This is a genomic window from Roseateles sp. GW821-FHT03B02, from assembly GCF_059421025.1.
In genome coordinates this window covers 270,560-295,632 of record NZ_JBWKUV010000007.1, presented here as the reverse complement: position 1 = coordinate 295,632, position 25,073 = coordinate 270,560, and the positions used below count along the sequence as shown (strand labels likewise).

Genomic DNA, 25,073 nt, shown 5'->3' with positions numbered 1-25,073 from the left:
GGGGGAATCAGGCTTGGGGCCGCACGCTCAAGCGAAAGCGCAACGGCTGGGACAGGGCCAGCGCCGGCGGCGGCGGCAGCTTGAACTGGCGACGGGTCTCGTCGAGGGCGGCGCGCAGGGCGCTGTCGTTGGCGTCGTTGCCGCTGGGGCTGAGCTCGAAGCGCTGGATGGCGCCATCGCCCGCCAGCCAGACGGAGAAGGTCGCGGTCAGCGCCTCGGCGTCGGACTTCAGGTGCCGCTCGATCTCGCCCTGCAGCAGCTGGCGCGCCGTGTTGGCGTAGAAGCGCTCCTGGGCGCGGTCGGCGGCCGTGCCGGCTGGGCCGGCGCTGCCGGGCGTCGTCGGCGCGCCGCCGGCGTACTCCTTGCCGACGCTGCCGGCCGCGAAGGCGCTCGGCCCGTCGCCGGCCGCGCCTTCCATCTTGAGGGACTCGGCGGGCTTGGGCGCCTCCGCCTGCTTGATCTGCTCCTCGCGAATGACCTGCTTGGGCTCGTCCTTGGGCGGCTCGGGCTTCTTCTCGTCCTTGGGCGGGGGCGGGGGCGGCGGGGGCGTGTCCGGCAGGATGGCGATCTTGGCCACCTGGCGCTTGGGGCTCTCGGGCTTGATGTTCTTGACGGCCCACCACACGGCCAGGCCCAGCACCAGCAGGCCGGCCGCGACGAGGAGCTTGAGGTTGCGCGAGCTCATGTACCGATCCGGCTCGTCACCAGCCCCATGTTCACGCCCAGCTTGTTGCACAGGTCGATGACGGCGATGACGCTGGCGTATTGCGTGCGTGCATCGCCCTTGATGGCGACCGACATCTGCGCGTCGCGCGCCTTGGCAGCACCCAGCTGCGTCTCCAGCTCGGCCAGGCTCACGCCCACGCCATTGAGCAGCACGCCGCCGTCGGGCATCACCTGCACGATCTTCAGCTCGTGCTTCTCCGTGCTGGGCTTGTTGCTGGGCTTGGGCATCGTGATGTTGAGCCCCTGCACCGAGGCCGTCGTCATCAGGATGAAGACGACCAGCAGCACATAGGCCAGGTCCAGCATCGGCGTGACGTTGATGCTGTCGTAGGGCTTGGCGTCCTGATTGACCTGCATGGCACTAGTCCGTGGCCCGCTTGGTGACGAGGCCGATCTCGGTGATGTCCAGCTTCTTGGCCACCTCCAGCACCTGCATCACCTTGTCGTACTGCGCGGCCGCGTCGGCCTTCAGCACGACGGGCAAGGCCGGGTTGGCGGACTTGTACTGGGCCAGCGAGGTGCGCAGCTGGTCCATGTCCACCGGATAGGCGTCCAGGTAGACGCCGCCGTCCGCGGTGATCGTGATGGCCCGCGTCTGCGGCTTGGCCAGATTGTTGGCCGCGGCCGTCGTCGGCGAGTTCACCTTCACGCCCTGCACCGAAGCGGTCGTCAGGATGATGAAGACGACCAGCAGCACATAGGCCAGGTCCAGCATCGGCGTGACGTTGATGTCGTCGTAGGGCTGGTTGTCGCCCTTGATGTCGGCGGACATGGCTAAGGAGCCCCGTACAGCTCGGCGACGCGTGTGATGAACTCGTCGATGAAGATCTGCATGTCCGAGGTCGCGTTCTTGATCTGCGCGGCCAGGTAGTTGTAGCCAAACAGCGCAGGGATGGCGACGCCCAGGCCGGCCACCGTCGCGAGCAGCGCCGCGGCGATGCCCGGCGCGATGGCGTTGACGTTGACGTCGCCCGCGGCGGCGATCGCCGCGAAGGTGATCATCACGCCCACCACCGTGCCCAGCAGGCCGAGGAAGGGGCCACCCGAGATGGCGATGGTCAGCAGCACCATGCCGGAGTTCAGCTGGGCGTTCTCGCGCACGTAGTCGGCATCCACCGAGGCCTTCACCGCGTCCAGCGACGCGCCCGACAAGGGCTTGCTGCCGGCCTCGCCCACCTTGCGCTTGGCCAGCTCGCGCACGCCGGCCTGGTACAGGCGGTAGATGGGCGAGTGCGGATGCGGCGCGTGTTCCTCAAGCTTGAGGAGCTCGCCGTCTGCCGCGCGGAAGCGCAGCACGAAGCTGCGATTGGCCTTGGCCACCTTGCCCACCAGCAGCCCCTTGCTCACCATCACCCATGCGGCGATGGCGAACATGACGGCCAGGATGCCGATGACGACCCAGGCGTCCACCGTCAGGTTCTTGACGAGGATGCCCATGTAGCCGTGGCTCTCGCCGCCCTCGGCTGCGGCACCGTCCTTGGACTCGCGTACCGAGGCGACGAGCTTGCTCTCGGCCCCCTGCGCGCCCGCGGCCACGGCGATCCAGTCCGCGCTGCGCAGCGCGGCAGCCAGCTGCACCTCGTCCATCAGGCCGCGCGCGCCTTCGCCCAGGCGCAGGCTGCTGCCCAGCGCCGGCGTCGCCAGGTCGCCCTGGGCCACCTGGGTGCCGTTGACGAACAGCGTGGCCTTGCCCAGACCCAGGCGCAGCGCCACTTGCGTCCAGCGGGCCGCCGGCACGTCGCCGCCCGTGACCTCGGCCTTGTCGGAGCGCGCCACCAGCTTGCCGCCGCTCAGACCCAGCGTCAGCCCGCCCCAGTTCAGCAGCGTCGCGCGCTGCACGTCGTCGAGCTTGACCCAAAGGCTCACCGTCAGCTGGTTGCCGGCGTCGACAACAGGCTTGTCGGACAGCGCGTAGACGATGGCCTCGCCCGTGAGCTTGGCGCTCGCCGCGAGCAGGCCGTTGGCCTCGGTCGTCAGCGCGCCCTGCGGCTTGACGGCGCCGAGCTGGTCGCCGCCGGCCGGCTTGTCGCTGAAGTGCAGCGCGATGACGGTGGCAGCATCGAAGCCGTTCGCCTCGCCCTCGGCCGCCGCCTTGGCATTGCCGCCGTACACGTAGAACAGGTTCTTGTCGGTGCCCGGCAGCACGCTGGGCAGCTGCACCCACAGCACGGCCAGCTCGTTGACGCTGTCGAAGCGCTCGATGCTGAATTTCAGCGGCGTCTTGTCGTCGCCGGCGACGACACGCAGGTCGCTGCCGTCCTCCTTGGCGGCCGTGAAGTCGAAGTTGCCCGAGTGCAGGCGCACCGCGACGGCCACGCCGCTGGCAGCCTCCTTGGTCTCCAGGCCTTGCGACGAGGTGTTCAGCGTGATTTTTGCGCGCTCGCTCCAGTCGGCGTTCCACCAGGCGTGGGCGGTGGCCGGCAGTAGCGCGGCAAGACAGAGGGCGGTGAGGGCTTTGCGCATATCGTTCTTTCGTGGATCACTGGCCGCTGCCGAAGCCGAGGAACTCCAGCAGCAGGTTGCGGCGGCGGCGGCGTTTCTTCTTCTCGTCGTCGTCACCGTCGGTGCTGGCCGGGCCGGCGCTGGTAGGCGCGAGCGCGGTGTTGGGCGGTGCGGAGATGGCTGCCTGCGGCGCCTCCGCCTTGCCGCCGCCGGTGGTCTTGCCGCCGACCTGGATGTCGATGGCGTTGACGACGCGCTCGGCCGCCAGCGTCGCGTTGCCGCGCGAGCGGATGCCGGCCTCGCCGGCGTTGATCTCGCCGGCTGGGGCGAACAGGAAGAGATTGCTGTCGGCGTTCAGCACCGCGATGCCCGAGCCGCTGAACGAGCCCGAGGTGTCGAACACCAGGTTGCCCTGGTCGTCCAGCCGCAGCACGGGCGCCGGCGCGCCGGTGACGGTCTTGGCGCCGCGGCCCGCGTCGATGTTGCCGGCCGAGGCCCACAGCAGCAGGTCGCCCTTGGCCAGTGTGAACACGCGCGACTGGTTGACGGCGAAGTCGTCCCGCACGGCCGCTGCGATGGCGCCGCCGTTGACGGTGACCAGGCCCAGCTCGGTCGGCGGCTTGGGCAGGCCGCTGGCGACGATCTCGCCCGCGTTTGCCCCGCCGCCCGGGGCCAGCAGCGTGATGCCGGCCTGCTGCAGCGTCTTGATCTGGCTGGTGGGCAGGCGCAGCTCGCCCGCCGGCCGTCCGGCGAGGCCGTCGATGGGGAAGAGTGCGTTGATGGCGGCGTAGCCCGGTGCATAGGCACGCCAGCGCGCGTCGTCGGCCAGGGCCGCCGCTGCCGTGCCGGCGGTCTGCAGTTCGGCGACGAGCTGGCGGTTCAGCCAGGGGATCTGGCTCGTCAGCGGCAGCGCCTCGAAAGCAACCTGGGCCTGGGCGTCGGCAACGCCGGCCAGGGCGCCGCCGAAGCTGCGCACGTAGTTGCCCAGCGCCTGCAGCTCTGCGCCCGATGCCAGGCCGGCGAGCAGGCCCTGGCGGCGCGGCGCGTCCAGGCCGCCCAGGCGCTGCGTCAGCAGCGGCAGCACGACGCCTGCGCGCTGCGCGTCGGGCAGGCTGGCGAATACCTTCAGTGCCTGGGCTGCGCCCAGCTCGCTCCAGGCCGGCTGGTTGCTGCCGGCGAGCCTGGCCGCGTAGTCCGTGACCTTGGCATCGCCCGGCTCCACCCCGAGCAGGGCCGCGATGCGCAGACGCTGTTCGGCCGCGTCCGAGCGTGCCGGCAGGCCGCGCACATAGCCGGCGATGCCGGCGTCCACCTCGGCGCTGCCGAGCAGCTCGCGCAGCGCGGCGAGCTGCTCGGGGGCGGCCAGCGCCGCGAAGCCGCTGCGCGTGCCGCCCAGCGCGGTATAGAGAGAGCCCAGGCGCGCGGCCGTCCAGCCGCTGCTGCCGAACAGGCCGAAGCCCTCGCGCGCGGCCTGGCTGTAGTCCTGGCCATCGGCGCGCAGGCCGGCGACGACGGTGATGTCGCTGCCCCGGGCCGGCAGCAGGCTGCTGTTGCGCGTGCCGCCCAGGGCCACCAGGCCGCTGTTGCTGCCGAGGTCGATGTCGCGGCCGGCCAGCACCAGCAGGTCGCCCGGGCCGGCGATCTCGACGGCCACGTTGCGCTGGTCGCGCCCCGCCTGCAGCCAGCTGAACTCGCGCACTGCCAGCGGCGTGCCGTCGCTGCCGGCGAGGCGGTGGTCCTGCTGCTGGATGCCGACGAGCTTGCCCTGGGCGAACACGATGTCGCGTCCGGCCTCGATCTGCACCGGCCTTGCCGAGACGATGTTGTTGGCGACGTACACGTCCTCGCCGGCCTGAATGTGCACCGGCGAGCGGTCGCTGGCATCGAGCTGCGGCGCCGTGTCGACGGGCAGCGCGCCCTCCTGGTCGGCAAAGCGCTTAGGCCGGACGCCGCTCAGCGGCTGTGCCAGCGCGTCGTTCAGGCGGCCACGGCTGTAGAGGCCCACTTCCAGCGGCGCGGCCTGGGCCGCCACGCGCAGGCCCGACACCGTCACCGAGCCGGCAGCCTGGATCTCCGTGCGGGCTTCGCGCTGCGGCATCTGCAGCAGCGTCGCGTCAAGCAGCACGTCGCCGCCGGCCGCCGTGACCTGCAGCTTCTCCGGCAGCAGGCTTTCGGCTGCGTCACGCGAGCCCGGCTGGCCCTGCGCCCGTGCGGCCTCGCCGCGCAGCCTCACGTCGCCGGTGTTGGCAAGCACGTCCAGCGATGCGCCGGCGGACAGCCCACCGAGCACGCCGTTCTGGCCGAGCGTGTTGTCGCGCGCGGCCGTCGTCATGCCGGCGTCGCGCACGGCGCCAAGGTCCACGCCGTCGGCCGCACGCACACGCACCTGTGTGCCGGCATGCAGCAGCTGCAGGCCCGCGTCGACGCTGACCTGCGTGGCCGCCGCGTCGCGCGCCACGGCACCGCCGGCCAGCACGTCCAGGCGCTCGCCGGTGGCGAACAGCCGGCCGCCCAGCACATCGCGGCCGGCCTGCAGGCTGACGCTGCCCCCGCCGCGCTGCGAAACCTGGGTCGCCGTGGCGGCAGCGTCGCTGCTGCCGCGCCAGCCGCTGCCGGCCGCAGCGGCATGCACCTGCACCGCGTCGCGGCCGGCGGTCAGCGTCACGTTGCCGCCGCCGAAGGTCGCGATGCCCTGGCCGAACAGGTCGTAGCGTGACCACCAGGCCGTCGGCGACATGCCGTCCACGCCTGAGCGCCACCACCACTGGCTGACGTCGTCCTGCGTGCGCCCCAGTGCGGCGCCCTGGAGGTCGCGGCCGGCGCTGATGCGGATGCTGCCGCCACGGCTCAGGAAGGGGCTGAGGCCGGCGCGCTGCAGGTCGGGCGCCAGCGCGCTCAGGTCCAGGCCGAGCTGGGCAGCGGCAGGAATGGGGTCGGGGCCGGCCGGTGCCGGCGTGGGTGCCGGAGCCGGTGCCGGTGTGGGTGCCGGAGCGGGCGCAGGCGTGGGTGCCGGCGTTGGCGCGGGAGTCGGCGCGGGAGTCGGCGCAGGGGCGGGCGTCGGTGTTTCGCCCGGCTTGGTGGGCGGCTTGGGCGGCAGTTGAGCCTGCGTCGAGCCATCGCCGTTGCCTGCCGAAGGGTCGCGCTCTTCTTCCTGCGCGCTGCCGGCGTCGGCGGCCTTGCTGCGGCCGTCGGTGGCGGCAGCCGCAACGGCTGAAGGTGGCGCGGGCGGCAGGTGATCGCGGGTGCTGGCGTCGCCGTTGCCGGTGGAGGGCTGGCTTGGTGCCGGCGCTGGAGAAGGCGCAGGCGTAGGAGCAGGCGTGGGAGCAGGTGCGGGCGTCGGCGTCGGCGCCGGTGTCGGTGCAGCAGACGGCGGCGCAAGCGGTGGTGCGGGCGGCAATTGGTCGCGGGTGCTGGCGTCGCCGTTACCACTGGAAGGCTGGTCCGGCGCAGGCGCTGGCGCAGGCGAAGGGGCAGGCGTGGGGGCCGGTGCTGGTGCCGGGGTGGGCGCCGGTGTCGGGGCTGGTGCTGGTGCCGGCGCAGGTGCAGGTGCCGGCGCAGGTGCAGGTGCAGGTGCAGGTGCAGGTGCAGGTGCAGGTGCAGGTGCAGGTGCCGGCGCAGGTGCAGGTGCAGGTGCAGGCGCAGGGGTAGGCGCCGGTGCCGGTGCCGGTGCCGGTGCGGGGGCTGGCGTTGGCGCCGGAGCCGGCGTGGGGGCGACGGGGCCGACGGGTACCAGCGGCGGCGTCGGCGGCAGGCGGCCGCGCGTCGTGCCGTCGCCGTTGCCGGCCGACACGGGCGGCTGGGCGCCCGGCGGTTCAGGCGGGTTCACGTTGCCGGTGTCCGAGCCGTTGCCCGGCGAGGGCTGGGTCGGCGGATTGGCCGGCGGCGCTGGCGGCTGCGGGACGGGGGCGGGCGCCGGGGCCGGGCTAGGCGTGGGCGCCGGTGGCGGCGGCGGCGCTGCACCGGGGGCCGTGGGCGGGTTGACGTGGCCGGTGTCCGAGCCGTTGCCGGTTGAAGGCTGGGTCGGCGGGTTGGCCGGCGGCGCGGGCGGCTGCGGCGTGGGAGCCGGTGCGGGCGGCGGCGGGGGTGTCGGCACGGGCGCTGGCGCGGGCGGTGCGGGCACGCCCGGCGGCGTCGGCGGATTCACGCTGCCTGTGTCGGCTCCGTTGCCAGGCGAGGGCTGGGTCGGCGGATTGACCGGCGGCGCGGGCGGCTGCGGCGTGGGCGACGGGGACGGCGTCGGCGTCGGCGTAGGGGCAGGCACGGGCGCCGGAACGCCGGGCGGCGTCGGCGGATTCACGTGGCCGGTGTCCACCGGCGGCGGGCCCGAGGGTGGCGCAGGCGTCGGCGCGGGGGCTGGCGTGGGAGACGGACCTGGGGACGGCGTCGGCGTGGGCGGCACCGTGGGCGGGGCCGGGGGCAGGTGGTCGCGCGTGCTGCCGTCGCCGTTGCCGGCGGAGGGCTGGGTGGGCAGTGGCGCGGGCGCTGTGACCGGCGGCGCGGGCGGCAGGTGATCGCGCGTCGTGTCGTTGCCGTTGCCGGCGGAGGGCTCGGTCGGGGTCGGCGCCGGGCCGGGCGCGGGGCTCGGGCCCGGCGACGGGCTCGGCGAAGGCGAAGGCGAAGGCGTTGGCGATGGTGCCGGCGGCGGTGTCGGTGTCGGCGACGGGGCCGGCGACGGGCTCGGCGAAGGCGAAGGCCCGGGGGACGGCGAGGGCGAGGGCGAGGGCGAGGGCGATGGGCTCGGTGCGGGCGGCCGCGGCGGGCTGGGCGGCGCGTCGAGGTTCTCGGGCTCCTGGCTCAGGACCGGGTGGCCGGTCGTGTAGACCTTGGCGCCGGTGTTGGCGAGCACGACGTCGCCGGCCGAGGCGATGCGGATGTCACCGGTCGTCGAGCGCACGGGCACGGCGGGCGGCGCATCGTTGCCGGTGGGGGCGCGGCCGATGACGAGCTGGCGCCCGTTCGCGTCGGCGCGCGTTGCGAGCACGTCGGCTGAGCCGAGGTCGGCGCCGGCCACCAGGCGCAGGCTGCCGGCGCGGCCGCTGACGGCGACCCACTCGTCCAGCGAGGTGCCGGCGTTGTTGTCGGGCGACTGGAAGCCGGCGCTCAGACCATGGTCGACGACGAGGTTGCCGGCCGCACGCAGCGTGATCGAGGTCTCGGCCGCGTGCGGCATCGCCTCGCGGTCGGCCTTCGCGAGCAGGGGCAGGTTCCAGTCGACGGCCAGGCGCATGTCGCCGCCGGACTGCAGTTCGGCGCCGGCGCGTACGCGCATGCGCGGCTGCAGGCCCGCCTGCAGCGAGGCCAGTCGCAGCGAGATGTCCTCGGCATGGGCGTCCAGGAAGGCCCGGCTCTCGGCGTCGACGAAGGCCGTGCCGAAGCGGCCGGGCGTGGGGCCGGGCGCCGGGGCAGGCGATGGTGCTGGCGTGGGCGTCGGGGCAGGTGCTGGCGTGGGCGTCGGTGCGGGCGCTGGCGTGGGTGTCGGTGCAGGTGCAGGGGTTCCCGAGCCCGGCGGCAGCTGGTCGCGCGTCGTCGTGTCGCCGTTGCCGGCGGAGGGCTGGGTGGGGTCGGCGGTCAGCGCCTGCGCGGTCGCGCCCGTGGCGGGAACGGGGGGCGCGGGCGGCAGCTGGCCGCGGGTGCTGTCGTTGTCGCCGGGCGTGGCGGGACCGGGCGCCGGTGGCGTCGGCGTCGGCGTCGGTGCCGGTGTCGGTGTCGGTGTCGGTGTCGGTGTCGGCGCGGGAGGCGCGGGCGTTGGGGGCGGGGGTGCGGGCGGTGTGGGCGTCGGGGCCGGTGCTGGTGTCGGCACCGGCGCGGGGCTGGGCGGCGGGCTTGCGACCGGCGCGCTGCCGAGGCCGATCTCGGTGACGTCGCGATAGACCTTGACGGCTTCGACGTCGAGCAGGGCCACGCCGCTCAGGGTGGCCGCGATGGGCTTGATCCTGACGTCGCTGCCGTTACCACTGCCGTCGCTGGCGATGCCGTCGCGGCTGGCGCGCAGCAGCAGGCTGCCGTCCTGGGCGGCGCTGCGGCCGCGCACGTCGACGAGCGCGCCAGCGCCCAGGTCCAGCGTGCCGCTGCTGCTGTGCAGCTCGACGTCGCCGCCCTGGCCCGCGCCGCCGACGGCCAGTAGCCGGGCGCCGCTGACCAGCGTCAGGTCCTGGCCGGCGGCAAGGACGATGCTGCCCGCGTCGCTGCTGCTGCCAGCGTCCAGCGTGCCCGCAATGTCGAGCCTGCCGGCGTCGCTGACGAGCCGGATTTCGCTCGCCGCCAAGCGTGTGCCGGCGGCGAGCTGCTGGTCTCCGGCGCGGTTGCGCACGCTGATGAGCTGGCCGAAGTCGCCGGCGGCGATGCGCGCGGCGAGCGCGGCGAGGTCGGTCGCGTCGCGGCTGTCGACGCTGAGGCTGGCGCCCTGGCCGCTGCCACGCAGGCTCCCGCCGATGTCGACGCGGCCCTGAGGCGCCGAGAGGCTCAGGGCACCGGCGTCGCTGCCGGTCATGCCGGAGACGTCCAGCATGGAGCCGGCGTCGGTGCGCAGGTCGCCGGTGCTGCTTTGCAGGCTCAGGCTGCCCGCGGCCAGTGCGACGGTGCTGCCGGCGACCTGGACGGTCTGGCCTGACACGCTGGTCAGCGAGCCCGTGCCGATGTGCAGCAGGCCCGTGGCGCTGAGGTCCACGCGGCCGCCGTGCATCTCGATGCGGCCGGCCTGCTCGACGCGCCCGGCCGCCACGGTGAGGCGGCCGCCCGGAACTTGCTGGGCGCTGATGGCAGCCGTGGGGCCGGCGTTGCCGGCGAGGCTGAACGTGCCGCCGGTCAGCAGCCGCGTGTCGGCGCCGCCAGCGTTGCCCACCAGCGGGGTGCGCAGCGTGAGCTCGCCCTGGGCGGTGTACTCGCCCGCGCCCAGCAGCCACAGGGCCTGGCCGGCGCTCCAGGTCGTCGCTGCGGCGGCGCTGGCCTGGGCGCCGCCGGCCAGGGTCAGCGTGGTTGCGGCCTGCAGGCTGAGCTGCCCGGCGCGGCTGTCGGTGGGCGCGGGCGCGATGCCGCTGCGGTTGGTCAGCACCAGCTCGCCGGCGCGCACGATGGCTTCGCCGCTGGCGGCGGCGCGCAGCTGCGGGGCGTCCAGCGTCAGCCGGTGCGGCAGCAGGGCGCCCAGCGCGTTGCCGGGCGCGAAGTCGATGTTGCTGTAGCTGCGCAGCGTCAGGTCGGCGCCGCTGCCCAGGCCGGCCAGCCAGCCGACGTCGAGCTGCAGGCGTTGCGGGTCGCTGCCGCCCAGCCCAAGGGCGCCGGCGCCCAGGGTCAGCGCGCCGGCCTGCAGCGCGAGGTCGGCGCCGAAGCGGGCCTGGCCCGAGCTGTCGAGCGTGATTGCGCCGCTGCCTGCGGCCAGCGTCACCTCGGCGCCGATGGCCAGCCGGCCGCTGAAGGCCTGGGGGCTGCTGCGCAGCAGTTCGGCCCGGGCGTTGCTGCTGATGCGCAGCGCGGCGCCATCGCCGCCGACGCGGTACTGCCAGGGCGTGGCGGCGGCCAGCGGCGTGGCGGGCGCGGCGGCGGCCAGCGTGCTGCCGGCGTCCAGCGCCAGCGTGTCGCGCGCAGCCAGGGTCAGGTCTTGTGCCTTCAGCGTGACGCCCTCGGCGACGCGCAGGCTGACGGCCTGCACGTCCAGCGCCAGCGCGTCGGCGCTGCTGCCCGGCGTGCCGGGGCGAGCGCCCAGCACCAGGGTTTGCGCTTCGAGCCGGCCGAGCTGGGCGGCGTCGAGCAGCAGCGTCTGGGTGTCGCCGGCGGCGCGCTGGCCGCCGACCTGGATCTGGCCGGCGGCGATGTAGACCTCGGCGCCACGGCCGGGCTGCGCGGCCGACGCGCCCTGCTGCAGGCTGCCGACGGCGCTGCGCAGCGTCGCGTCGACGTTCATCTGCTGGCCGGCCAGCACCAGGCGGCCGGCGTCGCGCGCGCCGGCGGGCACGGGGCTGCCGGCCTTGGCGGCGTTGGCGGCGAACTGGGCGTCGAAGTCGGTCAGCCGGATCTCGCTGCGCTTGCGTGCCTGGGCCGAGCTTTCCAGCGTCCAGCTGCCGGGCAGGGCGGCCTGCAGCGGCGTACCGGCGTCGGCCAGGCGGGCGCCGATGAGCTGGCTGCCGTCGGCCTGGGTGATCGCGGTGCCCAGCGCCGCGGGCGTGCCGCTGGCAGGGCGGATCAGCCAGGCGCCGTCCAGCACGGCGTAGCGCGCCGGCAGCAGCGTGTAGCGGCCGGGGGGAATGGCGGCGCCTTCGCCGATGATGATCTCGCGGCCCAGCGTGGGCGTGGAGGTGGCAAGCGACGGGTCCCACAGCCCCTGCAGCTTGCGGCCGGGCAGCAGCGCGAACGCGCCGTCGCTGCCGGTGAAGGCGTCCCTGGAGCCGCCGGGGCCGGGCACGAACTGCCAGCCCTTGAGCTCGCCGCCGCCACTGAGGTCCACGACCGCGCCGGCCTGCAGGTCCAGGCGGGGCGCTTCGAGCGTGACGGCCTTGGCCAGCGGCGTCGTCAGCTTGAGCTGCGAGTCCGTGCTGCGCACCGTGTTGCTGGGCGGCGACCAGCTGTCGCCGTTGAATTCGCCGAACAGCAGGGTCTGGCCGGCGCCGCTGACCGAGGTCTCGCTACCGGGCCGCAGCGTGAGTTCCTCGCTGGCCTGCAGGCTGAGGCTGCCGAAGGGCGCACGCAGCACGCCGCCCTGTTCGATGCGGGCGGCCTTGATCGTCAGCTGGCCGCCGGCGCTGGCGGGCTGGTCGGCGGGGCTGTTCGTCGCGCCGATGCTGACGCGGTGGCCGCTGGCGTCGAGCGTGAAGGGCGTGTCGGTGGCCGGGTAGATCTGCGCGGCGCGCAGCGTCAGGTCGGCCTGCGTCAGCAGCAGGCCGGCGCGGTCGGGGTCGCCGATGGCGGCGCTTTGCAGGCGCAGGTCCTGCCGGGCCGTGACGTTGAACGTGCCCACGCCCTGGGTGGCGATGCGGTCGGCCAGCACGAGGTTGTTGCCCGCGAGGTTCAGCGTGGCGCCGCCGGCCAGCGCGCCGGGGAGGGCGCGCAGCGTGTTGTTGCTGGCGGCCGGGCGCACCTGCTGGTTGCGCCAGCTGACGTTGGCCGCGCTCAGCGACGCGCTCGCGGCACCGTCCAGCGCCAGGCGCGGCGTGTCCAGCACCAGGCTGCGGTCCAGGCTCAGGCTGACGCCGTCGGCGATGCGCAGGCCGTCCTGCGCGGCCAGCAGCAGGTCGGCTGCGTGGCTGGCGCCGATCTGGGCGGCCGAGATGGCGGCGCCGGCAGCGTCCAGCGACGTGGGTGCGGCCAGGTTCTCCGGCCGCAGGGTGGCGCTGGCCTGGCCGGCCTGGGCGGTCAGCTGCAGCTCGCGCGCGGGGGGCAGTGCGCCGCTGACGTCGTGGGCGCCGGAACTCAGCGCGACCGAGAGGCGGCCGCCCGCCTGGGTGGCATCGCCGCCGGCAGCGCTGAAGCGGCCTTCCAGCAGCATCGCGCCGTTGCCGCTGAAGCTCAGGCTGCCGCCGCTGCTGGCGACCGTCTGCCGCGTCGTCTTGATGGCACCGGCTTCGCGCAGCGGGACGTCCAGCTCGCCGCTGGCGCCGTCCAGCCGGATCTGCGCGCCCTGCTGCCACACCAGGCTGCCGGCGAGGCCGCCGGCGACCGTCGCGCTGACGCTGCCGCCGGCCAGCACCTGGCCGCGCAGCAGGCCGTCGCTGCCGGGCGTCAGCAGCGTCGTGCCGGCCACGTCGATGAGGCTTTGCGAGCCCAGCCACAGGTACTGCGGGATGGCCTCGTCGCCGCTGCCGCCGCTGCGCGAGACGGCAAGGCTGACCGAGCCACCGGGCGCGCTGGCCTGGCCGTTCCAGGCCAGCGCCGTCGCGGCGCCGAGCTGCAGGCTGGCCTGCGGGCGCAGCTGGATGCTGGCGCCGGCCGCGGCCGTCAGCCGGCCCTCGGCATGGCCGGCGCCCAGGCCGCTGGAGCGCAGCGCAAGGTTGACGGCGGGAGGCAGCGTGTTGGCCGCCTGGCCGGCCTGCATGGCCAGCGCGGCGGACGAGCCGGTGGCGAGGTTGAGGGCTGCGGCCGTCGGGATCCAGCCCGCCACGACGGGTGCGATGCGCGTGCTGGCACCCAGGTCGAGGAACTGCCGGCCGTCCAGCGTGAAGCTCGCAAAGCCGCCGCGGTTGAAGAAGTCGCTGCCCAGCTGCAGGTCGGCAGCCCTGCTGCTGTCGATGCCGATGCTCTGCGTGGTCAGCGACAGCGCCGCGCCGCGCTGCATGGAGTAGCCGGCAAAGCTGCCGGCCAGCGTCAGGCGGCGCTGGTCGCGGTCGTCGGTGAAGCTGGCGGTGCCGGCTGCCAGCGCGAGGCTGCCGCCGTTGCCGCCGCGCACCGTGCCGCCCGCGTCCACCCAGCCGCCGCCCGAGACGTCGAGCACCGAGCCGGCGGCCGTGGCGACGGCGCCGCGGCTGCTGAGCTGGATGCTGCCGCCAGCCGTGCCCGCGGCCGAGCCGACGCCGCCGTCCAGCTGCGCGTTCGTCCAGGTGCCGGACGCATCGATCCGGGCGCCGACCTCGATGCCGCCGTCCAGGCTGCGCACGAGCAGGCTGCCGCCGGGCAGGCGGATGTCGCTGCCCAGCCGCACGCGGCCGTCCTGCGAGTCCAGCTCCAGGCTGGCGAGCACGGGCAGGCGCAGGCTGGCGCCGGCGGGCAGTTCGAGGTCGGAGAGCGTGGCGATCTGGATGCGACCGAAGCCGCCCTGCTCGATCTGGGCCAGCGAGAACTCGGCGCCCGCGTCACTGGCGCGGGCCTTGATGGCGAGGCCCTGCAGCACGGCGCTGTCGTAGCTCGTCGAGCCGAAATCGCCGCGGTTGCGCGGTGCGCCCAGGCTCAGCGCGCCCAGCGCCGCGCGCGTGTCCAGCCCCAGCAGCTGGCGGCGGCCCTGGGTGCTGGCGCCGCCGAGGTCGCCCAGCAGGCTCAGGCGCGGCGCGATGATGCTGATGCTGCCGGCGTCGCGGCCCTCCACGTAGCCGGCCTCCACGCGCGCGCTGCCGCTGAGGCCGAAGGCCACGGTGGCGCCGTTGCGGTTCCAGGCGCTCTTGTTCGCGAAGGCGTTGCTGATGCCGGCGTAGACCAGGTCCCTTGGCGCCGTGTTCAGCGTGTAGACCTGGCCGTTCTCGGCGCTCAGCAGTGTCGGGCTGACCGTGGCCTCGCCGACGTTGACGCGGCCGCCGCTGACGTCCAGCCGCGCGCCTGCGGCCACGCTGACCGTGCCGCCGGCCACGATGCTGAGCGTGCCGCCCGCCGACAGCCGCTCGCTGGCGCTGCGCTGCAGGCCGCTGCGGTAGCTGGCCAGGTCGCCGAGGATGTCGGAGGCGCTGCGCACGTCCAGCGTGACCTTGTTGCGGTAGAGCAGGCCGCTTTTCTGCAGCGGTGCGTCCTTCAGGTCGTTGCTGCCGAGCAGCTCGGTGGTCACGAAGTAGCGCCCGACGCTGACGCTGGTGTCGGTCGTGCCGGAAAGGTCGATGCGCGCGCCGCTGGCGATCGTCAGCCGCCCGCTGTCGGGGTTGAACTCCTGCGTGACGCCGGGTGCCGTGCCGTAGTCGGGCGTGCTCGTTGCGCGCACGCTGGCCTGGGCGCCGGGGGCGACGATGCTGGCGCCACCCTGCAGCTGGATGTCGGCGCCCGACAGGGCCAGGCGCGACGCCGTGAAGCCGGCGTTGCCGTCGGAGGTCAGGGGCTTGCCGTCGGTGCCCAGGTCCTCGGGCTTGATCGTGATCTCGCTGTTCGCGCCGAGCACCAGCTGGCCGCCGATGCGGGCGCGCTTGTACTGTGCGTCGGACGACGTCAGGCTGCCCGTCGTGTCGCCCTGGGCCAGCAGCAGCACGGAGCCGTTCTGCGACACGCTGGTCGTGGCCGAGATGCGGCCGAGCTGGTTGACGGCCATGCCCACCAGCGTCGTGTTGCCGCGCGGCGTGGCGATCTCGCCGCCGGCCGCGTTCGTGACCTTGCCGTCGCCGGCCGCGCCGAGGTCGGCCCGGCCCACCTCGACGAGCAGGCCGCGCAGGGCCGGCACGGCCGGGTTGGATTCGGAGGCGTAGACCTTCTGCTCGATGGGGGCGTCGGTGGGCAGGCGCAGATAGGCCTCGGCGCCGGCCGCGAGCACGGTCTGGCCGCCCGGCGTGCTGAGCTTGCCGGCGTTGTCCACCTGCCGGGAGAACAGGAAGATGCGGCCGCCCTCGGCGCTGCTCAGCGTGGCGCCGGCGTCCACGCGCACGAAGCTGCGGTCGAACAGCGCGGCGGTGTTCTCGGGGTCGAAGCTGTAGCGGAAGGCTGGGTCCGGGCCCAGCACGTTGGCCGCGAAGCCGACCTTGAAGTCGTCGTCGCGCGGGCTCAGCGTCGTCGCGATGAGGCTGCCGACGTTGACCTGGGCACCGCCGCCGAACAGGATGCCGTTGCGGTTGTAGAGGATTAGCTCGCCGCCGTTGGTGGCCTTGAGACTGCCGTAGATGAGGCTGGCGTTGGCGTCGTGGATGCGGTTGAGGGCGCTGGCGCCGCCGGCCGGCATGTCGAAGGTGACGGCGCTGGCCTCGCCGATGTTGAAGCTGGCCCAGTTGTAGATGGCGCGCTGGCTGGTCTGCTGCACGCTCATGTCCTGGCCGCCCCTGGCGTTGGGCGTGACGACGGGCGCCGCGGCGCCGCTGCCATAGACGCGCCAGCCGCTGGTGGCTGCCTGCGGCACGACGCTGGCGGCGGGTTTGGTCTGCGCGCCGACCTGCCAGGGCATGGCAGCGGCCAGCGCGACCAGGATCGGCTTCAGGGGAGGCAGGTTCAGCGGGCGGGCCATGGCGGTCGGGGCTAGAACTTCACGGCCATGCGCGCGTGCACGCGGCGGCCTGGTTTGGGAGCGCCGACGACGGCCTTGTGGGCCTCGGCGACCTGCAGGTCCAGGTTGACGCCGCTGCGGCTGGCGAAGCGCAGGCCCAGGCCGGCGCCCAGCAGCGGCTGGCGGCGGTTCTGGCCGGCATCGGGATTGATGGTCTGCAGCCGGCCTGCGTCGACGAAGGCCAGCAGGCTGAGCTCGCCCAGGTCCGCCAGCGCCTCGGAGCCGGCGTGGTGGCGCTGCAGCCAGCCGGCGAGGTTGGCGCTGCGCAGCTCCAGCGACGCGAGCAGGCCGTGGTCGCCCGCGGCGGCGCCTTCGTGATAGCCGCGCACCGTGTCGGCGCCGCCGAGGGTGAACTGTTCGGCGCTGCTGAGCTGCTGCGAGGCCAGCTGGCCCGACAGGCGGGCTGCGACCGCGAAGGCGTCGAACACCTCGGTGTGGCGCAGGTCCCAGCGCAGCGTCGCGAAGCCGCCGTCGGCGCCCTTGCGCTTGCAGCGGAACTGGTCGTCGTTGCCGAGGCTGCCGTCCTCCAGCTCGCAGCCGTCGATGCGCCGCGCCAGCAGCGGGCGCAGGCCGACGGACAGCGCGAGGTTGAACTGCATCTGGCGGCGCGGATCCGCCCAGCTGGCCGTGTAGGCGGCCTGCAGCGGCAGGTAGCGCAGCGGCTTGGCGATGCTCAGGTCGCCGAACTGGATCTGCTCCTGCACGTCGCGGTAGTCGGCCCCGAGGGCCAGGCTCTGGCTGCTGCGCTCGGTGGCGCCCAGATTGATGCCGTAGCGCAGGCCGACGGTGTTGCCCTTGCCCAGTACGCGGGTGCCGCCCAGCGCGTCGACGTTGCTGTTGGAGTGCACGGCATAGGCGCTGAGGCTGTCGCCACCCGCCAGCGGCACGCCGTAGTTCAGCACCGCGACGGTGGTCTGGGCAGGCTCGGTGGGCGCCGTGGTCAGCGTCAGGCCGATGCTGTGGCCCAGCTGCCAGAGGTTGTCGTAGCGCAGCCCGGCGGTCACGCGCTCGGCCGTCGTGTTGGCGTTGTTGGCGTTGCTGAGCTCCAGCGAACCGGACAGGGGCAACTTGTCCTTCACCTGCAGCTCGGCCTCCACGGTGCCGGGCTGGCGGCCCGGGCGCAGGATGGGCTGCACGCGGCGCTCTTCACCGGTGTTGACCGTGGCGAGCTGGCGCTGCACCTCGTTGAAGTTGGGCACGCTGCCCGGTGCCAGCTCGGCCACGCGCTGGCGGATCTGGCCCTGGTCGAAATAGCGCGAGCCGGTCACGGCCAGGCGGTCGATGCGGCCTTCGATGACCTTGAGGCGCACGATGCCGCCGTCCACGCGCTGCTCGGGCAGGTCGACGAAGACGGTCAGGTAGCCGGCGGCCTGGTAGGCCTTCTCCAGCGCCGCACGGGCGGCCTCGGCGTCGTCGAGGTTGCGCTGCGGGCCCATGAACGGCATGACGGCCTGCTCGACGGCGGTGGTGGGCAGCACGGTGTTGCCGTCGACCTCGAACTCGAGGATGTCAAAGCGCGGCGCTGCCGCGGGTGCGTCTTGCGCTCCGGCCAGCAGCGGCGCGAGCGCCATCGACAAAGCAATCAATCCTCGATTCAGCACGACGGCGCCCGGCCCGCGTTGGCGGCGGGCCGGCTCTCTGGAGCAATGGGTTCAGTGTTCCGGTTCGCGGTGAACCGGCGATGAAGTGGCGTGAGCCGGATGGACTACGCCGGGATGGGCGGACTCAGGGCCGGCGGCGGGACCGGCGCAGCGCCAGCAGTCCGGCCAGGCCGCCGGCCAGCAGCAGCGTCTGCGAGGGTTCGGGCACGGCGCTGACCGCCACGTCCAGACCGATCAGGCGTGCCGAGCCTGCCGAGGAAGCGTAGTCCGTCGTCAGCGCGCGCAGGCTGCCTTCCGGCGTGGCGGCGCTGGCCTTGGGAACGTTGGCCGCCGTCTGCGTGAAGCTGAGCTGGTAGGTGTTGGTGGACGTCAGGGCCAGGCCCCAGTAGCCGTTGTAGGTCAGGTTGTCGAACTCGTCGACGACGACGTTGCCGCTGGCGGCATTGCTGACCTGGTAGAACCAGGACGACTTGTTGACCGCGTTGCCGACGTCGAACATGCCGCCGTAGAAGCTGCCGTCGGCGCCGGGGTTCAGCTTGGCGTAGATGGTGCCGTTGTTGGCGAAGTAGCGTGGGCTGGTGCCGCGGTGGAAGGCGCTGCCGTTGGTCACCGTGGCGTGCGTGTTCATGGCGGCGTCGTCGCCGTTGCCCAGCGAGTTCAGGTCACGGAACCAGCGCGTTGAGGCGCGCTGCGTGGTGCTGAGGAATTCCACCGACGGCATGCCGGTCATGTCGGCGTAGTTGGGGTTCAGGCTGCCGTCGCCGGGGCCCTGGCGCAGCGTGCTGTAGAGCTTGTTGTCGCCCGGTGTGGGCGAGGCGGCGTTGCTCTGCACGCCGAGCACCGCCCAGTTCTGGTTGGTGATCGTGGTCGATGCGGCGCGGAAGGCGGCCAGGCGCGTGTCGGTCGCGGGCAGGGTGTAGGTCCAGCTGTAGCCGGCATCCTGCTGGGCATAGGCCCAGAAGCTGTTGGCGTCGATGCCGAGGTCCAGCGTGTAGGCCACGCGGGCGGCGCTGTCCCAGAGCGCGAAGACGAGGTCGGGCTGGGCGTCGGTGCGCACGGCGGCCTGGGCCGGCAAGCCGCCGGCGGCCAGCGCGACGGCCAGCGTGGCGCGCAGGGCGATGGCCGACGGGAAGGGCGTTGAACTGCTCATGATCGGCCCCCTCACGCGCGGCGACCGCGCCGACGCATGGCGAGCGTGACCAGGCCGAGCGCCATCAGGCCCCAGCTCTGTGGCTCGGGCACCGCGCTGACCGCAGCCCCCTGCAGGGCCACGTCGTTGGCCAGCACGTCGATGAGGCGGGCACCGCCGCTCTGGGCGCTGTAGTCCAGCGAGGACAGGCGCGCACGGCCGGCGTCGGTGCTGACCAGGGTCTTGGGGTTGGCGCCGTTGAGGGTGTAGCTGAGGATGTACTTGCTGCTGTTGGGGTCCTTGATGAAGCCCCAGTAGCCGTCGGCGCTGAGGTTGTCGAATTCGTCGATGACCACCGGGGAGGCGTCAACGTCGCCGTCAACAAGTGCCGGCGTGACCTTGTAGAACCAGGAGGAGGTGCCCAGCGGGTTGCCGGCGCAGAAGTTGGCGCTGATGATGCAGTCCCCGTCGCCGGCACCGCCGTCCGCGCTGAAGCCGGTGCTCTTTTGTGCGTAGGTGCCGTTGTTGCCGGCGTTCTTGCTGGCGACGGCACTGCCGTTGTCCTGCGTGCTGTGTGTGCTTTGCAGGATGGCACCGCCGGTGGTGGCGGTGTTCACTGCGGTGTAGTAGTTCTGCAGGGCTCCGAATGAATCGGCGAACCCGTTGGCTGAGTTGACGGCGTGCGCCTTTTCGAAGTACTTGGTCTGCGTGGCGACGCTGCCGTTGTTGGTCTGGGTCGTGTAGAGGGTGAAGTCCGAGGGCAACGGTGCGCCGACATAGGTGCCGGTGACCATCCAACGGGTGTTGACGAGCGCGGCCTGGCTGATGAAGGTGTTGAAGGCGCTGTCGGTGGCAGGGTCGATGGTCTTGAAGTAGCTCGCACCGGTGTCCTGCTGGGCTTGCACCCAGAAGGTGCTGGCGTCGATGCCAAGGTCCAGCGTGTAGCTCATCTTGGCGGTGGTCTGATCCAGCACCGTCAACACCAACTCGAAGCCGGGGCCGGTCTTGATGGTGGCGCCGGCCAGGCCGCAGGCGGTCAGCAGCGTGAGGGCCGCGCCGGCGCGTGGCCAGCGATGGAATGCAGTTTTCATGGCGTTAGGCGGCAGAAGCGATTGGCGGCAGTGTGGACAGCCTGCGTGAAGGCCTCACGAAGCCGGTGATGGTCCGATCGGCGCATGGGTGGGTGCGATGGAGCAAGGCAAAGCGGGTCGCAGCGCGCTCGCGCTGCGACCCGGCGCAAAGCCGGCACGAGACTGCAGCAGCAATGTCGTGCCGGTCCTTGGGCGTTGATCAGCGAACCATCTTCAGCACGGTGCAGCTGTTGCCAGCAGTGCGGGTGACGCGCGAGGCAAACGGCTTGTTGCTGGCGCTGAGCGTCGGGTACTGGCCCAGGGCCGACCAGGCGCCAGAGGGCGACATCACACCCTGCTGGGTATCGGCGTCGGCCACGGCCAGGGAGGCAGGCTTGGGCGCACCGGTGCGGATGGCGGTGATGAAGGCCAGCTTGTCGGCGTTGAGGTTGGGGTTGGCGCTGTTGGTCTGCATCGTCGACTCGAACACGAAGTCGTAGTGGCCGGTGGTCGCGCCCTTCTGGGTTGCCGCGTTCCAGCGCACCGGCTCCATGCCGTCCAGCTTCACGTAGCGGTAGCCCTTGTCGCCACCATTGGCCAACGGGTTGTTCTCGCGGCCCAGCACGGCCAGGCCATAGGCGCCGGCGATGTTATTGACCGTCGTGCCCAGGCAGGTCTCGACGCCGCCGGTGCCGGACTGCTCGTTGACGATGTAGCTGCCGGTCGCGGCATGCGTCGGCGTCGTGGAGCTGGCTTGGCGCAGAACGGTAGCCACAGCCTCGCCACCGCAGGGGTTTTGGGCGAAGTAGATGTTGGACGCGGCCTGCGTGCCGGAGCCCGGCTGGCGGCGGCAGACGTTGAAGGCCTTGGTGTTGACCGAGGCGTCGACGGCTTCGTCGATGACGAGACCCCAGCCGCGCTTGGTGGTGGTGGTGGCCGACAGGCCGCCCGTCAGCATGGCGCGCACGAAGCTCGTGGGCAGGCTGGGGCGCTTGGCATCGGACTCGTCGATGGCGCCGGCGTTGTCCAGGCCCTGGGTCTTCTGCAGGGCCAGGTAGGCCTGCTTGTTGACGGCGACGCCGAAGATGCCCTGCACGAAGGGGGCGGACACGACGTTGCTCAGGTCCACGGCGGCGACGACGCCGGAAGTCGGGTCGCCGGCGGTCGTGTCAGCCAGGTTCGGGGCCTGGTTCAGCATGTTGGGCTCGACGTCGGAGATGCCGGCGTCGGAGACGCGGTTCTCGGTGCCCGAGCACAGGTAGTTCGGGATCTGAATGTCGCTGAACGTCGGATTGGGCGTCACGGCGCAGCTGGCGTCGTCGGCGATCTTCAGGTGGGCGATCGCGCTGTTCAGGGCGATGGGGTTGACGCCCTGGCCCGAGCCGCCCTGGTCGCGCTTGTAGACGACGACGGGCGTGCCGGCGGCGTAGTTGCCGACCGTGGCGCCAAGCTGGCAGGCGTAGGCGCGGTGGTTGGAGCCGCTGCTGCCGCTGACCGGCAGCGTGCCGTTGAAGTAGACGTGCAGCGTGCTGGGGTTGCAGATTTCCTGCACGTAGGCGCCGATCGACAGGCGCAGCGCGGAGGCGCCGGAGATCGAGATCTCCTTGATCGTGCCGGCCGTGCGGGCGGCGGCGATGTCGGCGGGGGTCAGGGCTTGGGCGCCGGAGGCGGCGACGAGGCCGGCGGCGAGGGCGAGGAGGCGCAGTTTCATGATGTGTGGGATCCGGTCGGGTCGAGAAAGCCCCTCGCGCCGTGAAGGCGCGATGAGGCGGGAAGGTGAAGGCCGACGCCAGGCGCCGGCCAGACAGGCCTGCTTAGGCGTTGCGGCGGCGGCGGACGATGAAGCCGACAGCGGCCAGGCCGGCGGCCATCAGCGCGTAGGACTCAGGTTCCGGCACGGCGGCGGCGACGGTCAGCGTCGCGCCATCGAAGCTGGCGGTCAGGCCCAGCTGGGTGGCGATGACGGGCAGCGTCGGGTCGGTGCCGTCCGTGGCGTCGCCCTGCAGCAGGAAGAGCTTGGAGCTGTCGCCGACCTTGTTGCCGATGAAGGTGTTGGCGTCGCTGAAGCGGAAGAAGCTGGCGCCGGCATAGCCCGGCGTGCCCTTGAGGTTGTAGCTGGTGCCGTCGGCCTGGCTGATGTGGGTGCCGGTGTTGTTGGCGGACTGGCCGACGTTGCCGGTACCGCCGACAGCCTGGTTCATCGTGCCGGCGATGATGTTGACGTCCGAGGCTGTCAGACCACTGCCCAGCGTCGTGATGACGCGCTGCTGGTCGAAGTCGGGCAGGGTGGAGCCGTCATAGACGAACAGGGCCCAGCGCGTGCCGGTGGTGCTGTTGGAGGCGCCGTCGAACAGATTGGTGTCGGCAGCGGTGTAGCTCGTCCAGGCAGCGCTTGCGACGGCGCGGCTGAAGCTGGACGGGTTGCTCAGCAGCGAAGCCAGCGAGACGCCGGTGTCGAGGATGAAGGAGCCGTTCTGGTCGCCGACGGCGAGGAACAGTTCCGACGTGCCGTTGTTGACCTGCTTGATGCTGGCCAGGGCCGGGGCGCTGATCGCGGCCAGGGCGGCGGCGGCGGCGAGGGTCTTGATGAACTTCATTGCAGTCTCTCCAGATTGGGTAGGGAAGGTTCTGTGTCGTCTTGACGCCGGCGAACCGGCGCCGCTGCGGATGCGTGCACCTGGAGCAGCGTGCTCAGACGCGTGCTTGCGTCCGGCGGTCTGTCTGGGTGCAAGGGGCTGTCCCTGATTCAAAGAACGTGTGTCGTCCTGCGACAAGAAGCACTGTCGCAGTGCGGGGTGACATGCGTGCAGATGTCACACCCCGTCTGGCAGGCCGATCGGACTACGTACGAGCCCGGATGGCATGACGCCCGGCCCATGCGCGGGCTTCAAGCTTGGGGGGGCTCGCGGCGCCGGCCCGTCAGCTCGCCGGGCTGGGCCGAGCTGCTGAGCAGGTTCAGGCTGATGGCGATGGCCACGGCCTGGGCACGGTTGGCCGCGCCGAGCTTGCGCAGGATCTTCTGCACGTGGTTCTTCACCGTCAGCGCGCTGATGCCCAGCGTCTCGCCGATCTGCGGGTTGCTGCGGCCCTCGCGCAGCCAGCGCAGGATCTGGCGCTCGCGGTCGGTGATCTGCGAGCCCGAGGCGGCCCGCGAGAGCTGGGGCGGCGGCAGCTCGCGCAGCTCCCGCTCGATGACCTGCACGCGCTGCCAGGTGCTGTGCATGTGCGGCATCAGCAGCTCGAAGCAGAGCCGGTGGCGCGGTGAATAGGTGGCGCCCTGGGACGCGAGCACGAAGAAGCTCTCGATCTCGTTGGGCCGCTGCGGGCGCGATACGCCGTGCGCCATCAGCTCCTGGAAGCCGGCGGCCTGCAGCTGCCGGCCCTGTTCGGCATGGGTCTCCGGCAGCGACGCCTGTGCAAGCAAGAGGCTGACGGGCTTGCAGCGCGCGCGCAGCCACATCTCCTGCAGCAGCCCGAGCAGGGTGCCGTGGGTGTCGGCGAAGCGGACCAGCAGCTGGGCGTCGACCGGCACGGAGTTGAAGGCCTCGAACTGCAGCTCGTGGCGGGCACGCGAGTAGGCGCCGCAGATGGCCAGCTGATGGGGCAGCAGGACCTGCAGGCTGCCCTGCACCCAGACGAAGAACTGGTAGCGGCGGCGCACATCCAGCCCGGCCTCGGCGGAACTCACCATGGCCTCGACGTGGTTGTCACTCAGCACGAGCGAGGTGTGTGCCGAGTCGGTGGGGCTCTGGGACATGGATGGAGACAAAACTTTGCGTCCTGGAAGGAAAGCCTTGGCGTTTCAGTGGTGCATCCGCCGTCGAGAAGCACGCGAGGCTAGGTCGGCCGCGTGACTCGCCGTTGAAGAAACGGCGACGGCATGTGCCGTTCGGCCTACGGCGGAGGCGCGATGCTTGCAGCAGGCTTGCTGGCTGCCGGGCGGTAGGCCTCGTGGCGGAACACGAGGTCGCAGGCCGGCTTGGGCGGGTCGGACTCGCGCCTGAGCAGCGGGCGCGGGCTGGCACTGCGCACGGCGCTCAGCCCGCGCGCCGCTGCGGCGCGCGGGGGCGGCGCAGCGCAGCCGCCCTCGCCGGGTGCCAGCCAGACCCAGTCACCCCCCAGCGGATCGGTGCGCAGCCGGCGCAGATGCCGCACGACGCGGCCCGAGCGGCGGTCCTCCAGCAGCTCGTCCACGCTTTGCGGCAGGGCGCGGCTGCCGGCCGGGCCTGCGTCCACGTAGCTGGCGATGGCGCGCGCGATCTCGGCGCCGCGCGCGCCCAGCTCGGCCTCCTGCTCGCGCAGCGCGCGCGTGCGCGCCTGCTCGCCCAGCGCGGCCAGGCCGATGCCGCCGATCGCGAGCGCGAACAGCAGCAGCAGGTAGGTGAAGCCGCCTTGCGCCTCACCAGTCCGCGTACAGCGTGCCATCGGGGGCTTTCTCGGCGCTGCCGCTGCGCACGTCGAAGACCTGGCCGGCGATGTCGGCATCGGCCGGGGGCAGCAGCAGCACCCAGCTTTCGCGCCCGCCGGTCAGCGGGTCGTCGGGCACGGCGCGCAGGTAGCGAGCCTGCACGAGTTCGTCAAGGCTGTCGGGGTAGCGGCCGCGGTCGGCGGCGAACTGGTCGATGGCGTCGCGCATGACGCGCAGCGAGCTGCGCAGGCTGTTCTCCCGGGCCCGCTCGACGCTGTGGAAGTAGCGCGGCGCGGCGATGCCCGCGAGCAGGGCCACGATTGCCATCACGACGATCAGCTCGATGAGGGTGAACCCGCGCGCGGACTTCATGGCCGTCACCAGTCGCGGTAGCGCGAGCCGTCGATGGCGCGGGCCTCGGAGCGGGAGTAGACGTCGTAGACGTCGCTGCCCGGCCGGGGGGCGTCCGGCGGGCTGTCGTAGCTGCGCAGGCCCCAGCTCTGCTCGGCGGGCAGGTGGGCGTCGGCCAGCGGGTCGCGCGGCAGGCGGCGCAGGAAGTACAGGCGCTTGCCGCCCTGGGGCTGGCCGGCCAGTGGCACGCCGTCCACCAGCAGGCGCAGTTCGCGGGGGTAGCCGTTGTCACCCGCGGGCACCCCGATGCGGCCTTCACGCACCGCCTGGTGGTAGTCGTCCAGCGCGCCGCGCAGGGTGCGCAGCGCCTGGCGCAGCTCGTACTCCTTCTCGCGCTTGTGCGCCCACAGCAGCAGCGGCTGAGCGGCGGACGCAAGCACGCCGACGATGGCGACGACGGCCAGCATCTCGATGAGGGTGA

Annotated in this window: 14 protein-coding genes; all 14 read right to left on the bottom strand. The window is 72.8% G+C overall.

Annotated features, from left to right (window positions below; all coding sequences use genetic code 11):
• Positions 1–7 precede the first annotated feature (7 nt).
• The gene (locus AC07VX_RS19505; RefSeq protein ID WP_493165855.1) at positions 8–685 is read right to left on the bottom strand and encodes a TonB C-terminal domain-containing protein; all 678 of its coding nucleotides are present in this window, start codon (positions 683–685) and stop codon (positions 8–10) included.
• Positions 682–1,083: an ExbD/TolR family protein gene (locus tag AC07VX_RS19500; RefSeq protein ID WP_493165856.1), complete on the bottom strand. Its 402-nt coding sequence runs from the start codon at positions 1,081–1,083 to the stop codon at positions 682–684. The genes AC07VX_RS19505 and AC07VX_RS19500 overlap by 4 nt, the downstream gene beginning before the upstream one ends.
• Before the next feature lie 4 nt (positions 1,084–1,087).
• A complete protein-coding gene (locus AC07VX_RS19495) occupies positions 1,088–1,498 on the bottom strand; it encodes an ExbD/TolR family protein (protein WP_493165857.1) in 411 nt (136 codons plus the stop codon).
• Between the two features lie 2 nt (positions 1,499–1,500).
• Positions 1,501–3,189, bottom strand: coding sequence for a DUF2341 domain-containing protein (locus tag AC07VX_RS19490; RefSeq protein ID WP_493183930.1), 1,689 nt, complete (start codon positions 3,187–3,189; stop codon positions 1,501–1,503).
• A 16-nt stretch (positions 3,190–3,205) separates the two neighbouring features.
• A complete protein-coding gene (locus AC07VX_RS19485) occupies positions 3,206–15,994 on the bottom strand; it encodes a filamentous hemagglutinin family protein (protein ID WP_493165859.1) in 12,789 nt (4,262 codons plus the stop codon).
• Positions 15,995–16,005: 11 nt separating this feature from the next.
• On the bottom strand, positions 16,006–17,604 hold the full coding sequence (locus tag AC07VX_RS19480) for a ShlB/FhaC/HecB family hemolysin secretion/activation protein (RefSeq protein ID WP_493183941.1): 1,599 nt from the start codon (positions 17,602–17,604) through the stop codon (positions 16,006–16,008).
• 154 nt (positions 17,605–17,758) lie between these two features.
• Positions 17,759–18,784, bottom strand: a complete 1,026-nt coding sequence (locus AC07VX_RS19475) for a PEP-CTERM sorting domain-containing protein (RefSeq protein ID WP_493165861.1) — start codon at positions 18,782–18,784, stop codon at positions 17,759–17,761.
• An 11-nt stretch (positions 18,785–18,795) separates the two neighbouring features.
• On the bottom strand, positions 18,796–19,854 hold the full coding sequence (locus AC07VX_RS19470; protein ID WP_493165862.1) for a PEP-CTERM sorting domain-containing protein: 1,059 nt from the start codon (positions 19,852–19,854) through the stop codon (positions 18,796–18,798).
• A gap of 199 nt (positions 19,855–20,053) precedes the next feature.
• Positions 20,054–21,544, bottom strand: coding sequence for a hypothetical protein (locus AC07VX_RS19465; protein WP_493165863.1), 1,491 nt, complete (start codon positions 21,542–21,544; stop codon positions 20,054–20,056).
• A gap of 103 nt (positions 21,545–21,647) precedes the next feature.
• Entirely contained in the window at positions 21,648–22,430 is a 783-nt protein-coding gene (locus tag AC07VX_RS19460; RefSeq protein WP_493165864.1) for a PEP-CTERM sorting domain-containing protein, read from the bottom strand.
• Between the two features lie 290 nt (positions 22,431–22,720).
• The gene (gene epsA, locus AC07VX_RS19455; protein ID WP_493165865.1) at positions 22,721–23,590 is read right to left on the bottom strand and encodes an XrtB/PEP-CTERM-associated transcriptional regulator EpsA; all 870 of its coding nucleotides are present in this window, start codon (positions 23,588–23,590) and stop codon (positions 22,721–22,723) included.
• A gap of 137 nt (positions 23,591–23,727) precedes the next feature.
• Positions 23,728–24,258: a type II secretion system protein gene (locus AC07VX_RS19450; protein WP_493165866.1), complete on the bottom strand. Its 531-nt coding sequence runs from the start codon at positions 24,256–24,258 to the stop codon at positions 23,728–23,730.
• Complete coding sequence (locus AC07VX_RS19445) at positions 24,233–24,613, bottom strand: type II secretion system protein (protein WP_493165867.1); 381 nt, start codon at positions 24,611–24,613, stop codon at positions 24,233–24,235. The genes AC07VX_RS19450 and AC07VX_RS19445 overlap by 26 nt, the downstream gene beginning before the upstream one ends.
• 5 nt (positions 24,614–24,618) lie before the next feature.
• On the bottom strand, positions 24,619–25,059 hold the full coding sequence (locus tag AC07VX_RS19440) for a type II secretion system protein (protein WP_493165868.1): 441 nt from the start codon (positions 25,057–25,059) through the stop codon (positions 24,619–24,621).
• Positions 25,060–25,073 lie beyond the last annotated feature (14 nt).

Coding starts and splice junctions, on each gene's coding strand:
- AC07VX_RS19470 (WP_493165862.1), bottom strand. CDS start 19,854: ATGAAAACTGCATTCCATCGCTGGCCACGCGCCGGCGCGGCCCTCACG.
- AC07VX_RS19465 (WP_493165863.1), bottom strand. CDS start 21,544: ATGAAACTGCGCCTCCTCGCCCTCGCCGCCGGCCTCGTCGCCGCCTCC.
- AC07VX_RS19475 (WP_493165861.1), bottom strand. CDS start 18,784: ATGAGCAGTTCAACGCCCTTCCCGTCGGCCATCGCCCTGCGCGCCACG.
- AC07VX_RS19460 (WP_493165864.1), bottom strand. CDS start 22,430: ATGAAGTTCATCAAGACCCTCGCCGCCGCCGCCGCCCTGGCCGCGATC.
- AC07VX_RS19445 (WP_493165867.1), bottom strand. CDS start 24,613: ATGAAGTCCGCGCGCGGGTTCACCCTCATCGAGCTGATCGTCGTGATG.
- AC07VX_RS19450 (WP_493165866.1), bottom strand. CDS start 24,258: ATGGCACGCTGTACGCGGACTGGTGAGGCGCAAGGCGGCTTCACCTAC.
- AC07VX_RS19505 (WP_493165855.1), bottom strand. CDS start 685: ATGAGCTCGCGCAACCTCAAGCTCCTCGTCGCGGCCGGCCTGCTGGTG.
- AC07VX_RS19485 (WP_493165859.1), bottom strand. CDS start 15,994: ATGGCCCGCCCGCTGAACCTGCCTCCCCTGAAGCCGATCCTGGTCGCG.
- epsA (WP_493165865.1), bottom strand. CDS start 23,590: ATGTCCCAGAGCCCCACCGACTCGGCACACACCTCGCTCGTGCTGAGT.
- AC07VX_RS19495 (WP_493165857.1), bottom strand. CDS start 1,498: ATGTCCGCCGACATCAAGGGCGACAACCAGCCCTACGACGACATCAAC.
- AC07VX_RS19490 (WP_493183930.1), bottom strand. CDS start 3,189: ATGCGCAAAGCCCTCACCGCCCTCTGTCTTGCCGCGCTACTGCCGGCC.
- AC07VX_RS19480 (WP_493183941.1), bottom strand. CDS start 17,604: ATGGCGCTCGCGCCGCTGCTGGCCGGAGCGCAAGACGCACCCGCGGCA.
- AC07VX_RS19440 (WP_493165868.1), bottom strand. CDS start 25,059: ATGCTGGCCGTCGTCGCCATCGTCGGCGTGCTTGCGTCCGCCGCTCAG.
- AC07VX_RS19500 (WP_493165856.1), bottom strand. CDS start 1,083: ATGCAGGTCAATCAGGACGCCAAGCCCTACGACAGCATCAACGTCACG.